The sequence below is a fragment of the Sphingomonas sp. S-NIH.Pt15_0812 genome (assembly GCF_003951315.1).
Classification (GTDB): domain Bacteria; phylum Pseudomonadota; class Alphaproteobacteria; order Sphingomonadales; family Sphingomonadaceae; genus Sphingomonas.
This window is the reverse complement of the sequence record NZ_QLJH01000073.1, coordinates 1-5,433: the sequence shown is the minus strand read 5'-3', so window position 1 is coordinate 5,433 and position 5,433 is coordinate 1. Positions and strand designations below refer to the sequence as shown.

The following is a 5,433-nucleotide window of genomic DNA, read 5'->3' as shown; positions in this document are numbered from 1 at the left end:
GGCAGATGCGGCTCGAGCGCCGCCCACGCTTTATCCGACAACCAGAACAGCGCCATGCCTCTCTCCTCCTGATCCACCCACCAGTGAATCAGGAAAACCGTCAGCCCTCAAAATGCTGATTGGGTTTCAACCCTAGAACAGGGAGACGTCAGTTTTCGACGAGGCTTAGGCTGGTGTGTCAGCCGGCCAGGTAGATTGGCACGTGCTTCATACCTATTCTCCCTGTTGTTGACGATATGCCGCGACGATGCGCGAAACGGTGGGTTCGCTGACGCCGTAGAGCCGGGCCATCTCGGCACCCGACTTGCGGCCGGAGGTGACGGACTCGGCAATCTCGCGACGCTGTTGCTCAGCCAGCTTGCGCCGGCGTCCGCCGATCCGGCCTTCAGCCCGCGCCTGGGCTAGGCCGGCGCTGGTCCGCTCGCGGATCATGGCCCGTTCGAACTCGGCGAAGCTGCCGACCATCTGCATCATCATCCGTCCAGCCGCCGTTGTGGTGTCAATTGCTTCGGTCAGCGAGCGGAAGCCCGCACCTACTGCCTCGATCCGATCCATGATGTGGAGTAGATCCTTCAGGTTGCGCGAGAGCCGGTCGAGCTTCCAGACTACGACCACGTCGCCCTCGCGCAGCTGGCCGATCATCGCGTGAAGATTGGGGCGGTCCCAGCGCCCACCACTGGCGGTTTCCTCGAACACGCGGCAACAACCCGCGGCCTTCAGTGCGCGGGCCTGTGCCGCGTTGGATTGTTCCTCCTCCTTCGACACGCGGGCATAGCCGATCAAATAGGGTGTGTTGGTCAAGCGGCCTCTTTCCCAAACGGCCGTATTTGCAAGCCAAGGCGATGTGCGTAACGGACTACCACTCATGGCTTTCATAACCCTCTTTCACAACACCACTGAATGGCAACCGTGTTTTAAAAGGAGCAATGCCCCTAGATGCATTATGCAAGCTGATGCACAAGCTATTTGTCTATATGTATGATTGTCGACAAGTATGCATTTATGCTAAATGGTAGAGATGAATTCATACTCGAAAGCACGAATTGGAAGGCCAAATGATGCGATTTTCCTTCGGGAACGTACTCAAGAGTGCGCAAAGTTCGTGCTTTCGAGTATGAATGGCTGATGGCCCGCCAGTCTACCAAGCGGTCGAAGGATCGCAGGATTACGGCTACTCCTCAGAGTGACCTTTTCTCGCTCGATAGCCCTCTCCAGGGAGAAATCCGTGGTGAGCGATCGCTGATGGCCTTCCCTTTTTTTGCGCTCGCCAAGACGGCTTGGATGAAGCCGCTGACTTACAAGACCGATCAGGTGTCGATCGAGGTTCGACCTTCGGCAAGTGGCGTGGCCACGATCTATGACAAGGAGATCGTTCTCTACATCGCCAGCCTAATGGCAGCCAAACTTGAGTTGGGCGAGACGGTTGGTCAGGATTTCATCTTCACCGCGCATGACCTGTTCACCGTAACTGGCAGCAACCACTCCGCGCGCTCCTATGCCCGCCTGTCCGAAGCGCTGGAGCGACTGCAGGGGACGCAGATCAAAACCAATATCGAGGCGGGTGGCGAAGGCGAGGAGGGCTTCTTTTCCTGGCTTTCCGAGGCCAAGCTTCATTATTCTAGATCGCGCAGCGGCGAACGTCGATTGAAGGCAGTGAAGGTGCGACTGTGCGACTGGCTGTTCCGAGCGATCCTGCTCGACCGGCACGTACTCGATTATACCGCCGCCTACTTCCAACTCGGTCCAATCGAGCGGCGCATCTATGAGGTAGCCCGATCAACCGATGAAGGGGAGGGACTGGATCTGGATATTGCCACCTTCCGGCTGCAGATTGGCTATCAAAATCCCATCGCCAATTTCCGGGCGGCGCTGAAGCAGATCGCCGGTAGCGATGCCATTCCGGACTATCGGATCGAACTGGTCGAGACACTGGATGAGCATGAGGAGAGGCGCCGGGGTCGCAAAGCCAATCCGGTGCGAGTCGCAATAACCCGCCGTCCTGCCATTTGTGATGAAGAGGCTAATCCGGATTCGCGTCAGGATGCGTTGGGCGATTCGCGGACCAAGCCGGACTGTGAACTCATCCTCGAATCGGGGGCGGATGTCACAGAGGAAACGATCGTCGTGGATTGAGCATACTCGATAGCACGAACTTTCGATCCAATTCATACTCGATAGCACGAACTTTCAGGCAAATTTTACGCCTGCGGCCTCAATTTTTTGAGTTCATACTCGATAGCACGAACCGTAAACACTTTCCCGCTTGGGCCAATCCTGCAAGAACCGGCTTGCGGGTCGGCGGGCTGTGCCGACGATATATGGAAAGCGGCTGTGACCACATAAAGGAAAGCCCGGCACGAAGGCCGGGCATCCCAAGGGTATCAAATGGAGCGACGTCGCCAAACGTCGAACCGGAGCCAAGACTCCCTCCAGATACTCCTGATCGAACATTTGTTCAAGGATGCGCGCTTCGCGCCACGAATTCTTTTATCCTGGTTCCGGCCCCAATGGGGATGGACGATGACCGCCTTTACCTTGGGCGAAGCAATGACGACGGCTCTCACCCGGATGGGTGGACGCAAGCGTATACATGCTAGCGCGCCGCATTGTCCGGGCGCGCCGGTGCGACGCGGCAGCATCGAAGCGGGAAGCTTCGAACGCACGTTTTTCACTGTGCCCGCGCAAGGGGAAACCGATCGGTTGCTGCGGATCGCGCGTCGTACACTCGATACCGGGCGACGCCTGGCACGCGAGGAACGCATGGGCACCCGAAGATTATCACATCGCGAACGTGCAATCACCGCGCTGACCGCTGGGGCGGTGCGAGTCTATGAGGAATTGCTTGCATTAGCCAAGCTTAACCGAGGGCAGGTATTTCCCAGCTACGACCACCTCGCCAAGGCAACGGCGCTTGGTCGGGCCACCGTTGCACGGGCACTCAACCAGCTCGAGGCGATCGGCTTTCTTATCCGTCAGAGACGTTTCAAGCGTATCAAGGTCCAAGGAGCCGGCCCTCGCTATGCCCAGACGTCCAATGCCTATCGATTTGCTTTGCCCAAGGCGGTCATCGCCTATCTGCCGCGCTGGATGCGGCCTGCACCCCCACCGGACGATGTTATCCAAGCCGACGCCGATCGGCGGGAGGTACAGGCCGCCATGTTGTCACGTTTGTCATGCCGTGAGCTGTCGCAAGCGACCCTGAGCGGTCCGTTGGGTCGGGTGCTGGCTCGATTGGGCGCACGGATCGATGCGCTAGAGCGTGAGTCTCATCATGATCCACAACCCAGAATGGATTCTATTATCTAGGGTCCGGACTCATAACCACCAGATGACTGCGGCCGCTAAGGCGATGGCGGTTGCGCCGCGGCGGGATGACGGCCTGGGTGCCGCGCTCGTCGAGCCATTCGCGCAACGCCTGGCTGTCGTATCCCTTGTCGGCGACGAGTTCGGCGGATGGTGGCAGTGCAGCGATGCAGGCCTTGGCGACCTTGCAGTCGTGGACGTTTCCCGGCGTCAGCAGGAGGACATGAGGGCGGCCCCTGGCGTCGCAGACGGCATGGACCTTGGTGTTCCGACCGCCTTTGGTGCGGCAGATACCATGGGCCAAGCCCCCCTTTTCCGCCGCCTGCACAGCGGTGCACCTTGATGCAACTGCTGTCGATGAAAGGCCGGTCCGGTACACCGTCCGCACCTGCGAGCGCGCTGAAGATGCCATCCCAGACACCGCGTCCGGCCCAGCGCACGAAGCGGTTGTACAGCGTCTTCTTCGGCCCGTACACGTCCGCGCAGTCCGCCCAGCGCCCTCCACAGCGCAGCGCATGCACGATCCCGCTCAGTACACGGCGATCATCCACCCGTGCCTTGCCGCGCACGTCGGTCGGCAGCAGTGGAGCGATCCGCTCCCACTGCGCATCCGAAAACCAGAAGAAATCTGACATCGCACCACCTCCCCACAGAGGCAGTGAATCACCATCAGGCACACAACCAAAGACCGTTATTGGCTCCGGACCCTAGTAATCCATCTTCCTTGCGGGTATGTGCAAAATAACTTACATGTCGAACTGTCGACACGTTGAGGAGTCGACAATGCCGACAATCGCGATCATCAGCCAAAAAGGCGGGGTAGGAAAGACGACGCTGGCGATCCATCTCGCCGCAGCCGCCCAGGATACCGGGGCTGTAGCGCTGATCGTCGATACCGACCCACAGGCAACAGCCAGCCAATGGGCAACGTGGCGGAAGGATAATCCTCCCGAAGTAATCGATAGCCCGCCGCCAAGACTTGCAGCGAAGATCCGCCAAGCTCAAGAGCAGGGTGCACAATGGATTGTGATCGATACGCCACCTCATGCCGATAGCGCTGCCCGCGCCGCGGTCGAAGTCGCAGATTTCGTATTAATACCATGCCGGCCCAGCGCGTTCGACCTTTCAGCGATCGAGACAACCGCAAAGCTTGTCCAACTGCTCCGCAAGCCCGCCTATGTCGTTTTTATTGCCGGCCCTCCCAATGCATCTCGGATTTATCAGGAAGCGGGAGAGTTGGTGGAAAGCTATGGTACGCCCCCCTGTCCAGTCCAGGTGCCGGATCGCGCTGCTTATCGGCATGCCAGTGCAGAGGGACGAACCGTCATGGAACTGGAACGCGCTGGCAAGGCAGCGGAAGATATTCGGCAAATCTATAAATGGGTATGTCGTCAGGTAGTCATGTCGACAAGCGACGAGGAGAAGGTAGCATGAGCCGCAAGCCTAGTTTCGCTAACCTTCGGGATCGGCAGGCCGCGATTCCGACAATTGCGCCGTCGACCAGCCCCGCCGTAGTTCCGCCCAAAGGGCCGGCCAGCCGCGAAGGACGCAAGCAGATCGCCGGCTTCTTCACCCCCGAAATGTCGTTTGCCATGCATATGCTGGCGCGTCGCCAAGGCCGTAGCCTTCAGGCGCTAATGGCTGAAGCCTTTAACGATGTGCTCCGGAAGCATGGCGAAAGTCCGATTGGCGATTGAAGAGGCAACATTGCCAAGGCTGTCGTAGCTCACGATCTTGGGACAGATACCGGTGCCGCTGCTGGCCTACCCATGGCTGTCAGCCCTCTGCGAGACTGCAAAGTCAGACATCCTGCATGTGAATGCCTTCTCGGCATGTAAGAAATTTTTTCAAAGGGGGTTTGACGAATCGGGAACTCCGGCCTAAATGCCCTTTCACCGCAGCGCTGGACCCGATGGTTCGGTTGGTGTGGCAGCCGAAAGGTACGGATGCTGGACTTCTTCCTAAGGGAGGGGGTTGATGGGCGTCCGGTATGTTTGTCGGTTGGTTCTTTGACATTGTAGTTTGAAGATGAAGGGACATGTGGGCGGCGGCTCGTGTGTGTGCCATGCAAGGTGGTACGTGCACGTTAAGCTAATAAGCCGTTCTCATATGTCCTGAACCGTATCCATA

Annotated in this window: 6 protein-coding genes; 4 read left to right on the top strand and 2 right to left on the bottom strand. The window is 58.5% G+C overall.

The window, feature by feature from the left end:
• Positions 1 to 213: 213 nt before the first annotated feature.
• A complete protein-coding gene (locus BRX43_RS19765) occupies positions 214 to 801 on the bottom strand; it encodes a recombinase family protein (RefSeq protein WP_125996761.1) in 588 nt (195 codons plus the stop codon).
• Between the two features lie 324 nt (positions 802 to 1,125).
• Here BRX43_RS19765 and BRX43_RS19760 point away from each other — a divergent pair, with 324 nt between their 5' ends.
• Positions 1,126 to 2,133, top strand: coding sequence for a replication initiator protein A (locus tag BRX43_RS19760; protein WP_125996760.1), 1,008 nt, complete (start codon positions 1,126 to 1,128; stop codon positions 2,131 to 2,133).
• Between the two features lie 252 nt (positions 2,134 to 2,385).
• A complete protein-coding gene (locus BRX43_RS19755) occupies positions 2,386 to 3,306 on the top strand; it encodes a helix-turn-helix domain-containing protein (RefSeq protein ID WP_241215102.1) in 921 nt (306 codons plus the stop codon).
• Here BRX43_RS19755 and BRX43_RS20455 read toward each other — a convergent pair.
• Positions 3,299 to 3,631: a transposase gene (locus BRX43_RS20455; RefSeq protein ID WP_164523699.1), complete on the bottom strand. Its 333-nt coding sequence runs from the start codon at positions 3,629 to 3,631 to the stop codon at positions 3,299 to 3,301. The genes BRX43_RS19755 and BRX43_RS20455 overlap by 8 nt on opposite strands.
• A 455-nt stretch (positions 3,632 to 4,086) precedes the next feature.
• Here BRX43_RS20455 and parA point away from each other — a divergent pair, with 455 nt between their 5' ends.
• Both parA and BRX43_RS19740 read left to right on the top strand, forming a co-directional pair.
• Complete coding sequence (parA, locus tag BRX43_RS19745) at positions 4,087 to 4,737, top strand: ParA family partition ATPase (protein ID WP_125996758.1); 651 nt, start codon at positions 4,087 to 4,089, stop codon at positions 4,735 to 4,737.
• Positions 4,734 to 5,000, top strand: a complete 267-nt coding sequence (locus BRX43_RS19740; RefSeq protein WP_125996757.1) for a ribbon-helix-helix domain-containing protein — start codon at positions 4,734 to 4,736, stop codon at positions 4,998 to 5,000. Before parA ends, BRX43_RS19740 begins: the two co-directional genes overlap by 4 nt.
• Positions 5,001 to 5,433 lie beyond the last annotated feature (433 nt).

Excerpts from the sequence above, each read along its gene's own strand:
- BRX43_RS19755 (WP_241215102.1), top strand. The coding sequence starts at position 2,386 with ATGGAGCGACGTCGCCAAACGTCGAACCGGAGCCAAGACTCCCTCCAG.
- BRX43_RS19740 (WP_125996757.1), top strand. The coding sequence starts at position 4,734 with ATGAGCCGCAAGCCTAGTTTCGCTAACCTTCGGGATCGGCAGGCCGCG.
- parA (WP_125996758.1), top strand. The coding sequence starts at position 4,087 with ATGCCGACAATCGCGATCATCAGCCAAAAAGGCGGGGTAGGAAAGACG.
- BRX43_RS19760 (WP_125996760.1), top strand. The coding sequence starts at position 1,126 with ATGGCCCGCCAGTCTACCAAGCGGTCGAAGGATCGCAGGATTACGGCT.